Here is a 620-nt window from a genome sequence, read left to right on the forward strand (position 1 = left end):
GATGTGGGATGCGGGGCGGGGCGGATCACCGCTTATCTGCGTCGGCTGGATGTGGATGCGTTCGGAATCGATCTGTCGCCCGGGATAATCGATGTGGCGCGCCGTGACTACCCCGGGATGCGGTTCGAGGTCGGATCCATGACGGACCTCGCACTCGGGGATGCCTCGATGGCCGGTGTGGTCGCGTGGTATTCGCTCATCCACATCCCCGATGACGAGCTCGGTTCCGTATTCGCCCAGTTCCGGCGAGTGCTGCGCCCGGGCGGACCACTGCTACTCGGCTTCCACGTCGGCGACGAGTCCCAGCTGAAAACCCAAGGCTACGGCGGGCACCCGATGCATCTGCGTGTCCATCGCCGCCAGCACAGCCGGATGCGTGCGTGGCTCGACGCGGCCGGATTTCTGGTCGAGGCCGAGCGAACTCTGACCTCGGCCGAAAGTGCGCTCGGCGGGATCATTCTCGCGCGACGCGAGGTCGCGGACGGCGAGAACTGACGCGGGTCAGCAGAACGGGATACCTACGGAGCCGGCGAGGCTGGTGTGGAAGAGGATGCAGACCAGGTGGTTCAGGGATTGGTAGGCGGAGCCGGTGGGGAGGGGGGAATCGACGGGTTGGACGG

The 620-nt window shown here is 66.1% G+C and carries 1 protein-coding gene; it reads left to right on the plus strand.

Translation table 11 applies throughout. The annotated features are described in order from the left end of the window. Nucleotides 1–495: class I SAM-dependent methyltransferase (locus ACAM49_RS40345; protein WP_369640766.1), on the plus strand; the 495-nt coding region annotated here is incomplete at its 5' end. Between the last annotated feature and the right edge of the window lie 125 nt (nucleotides 496–620).

The organism is Nocardia sp. JMUB6875 (genome assembly GCF_041154655.1).
Classification (GTDB): Bacteria; Actinomycetota; Actinomycetes; order Mycobacteriales; family Mycobacteriaceae; genus Nocardia.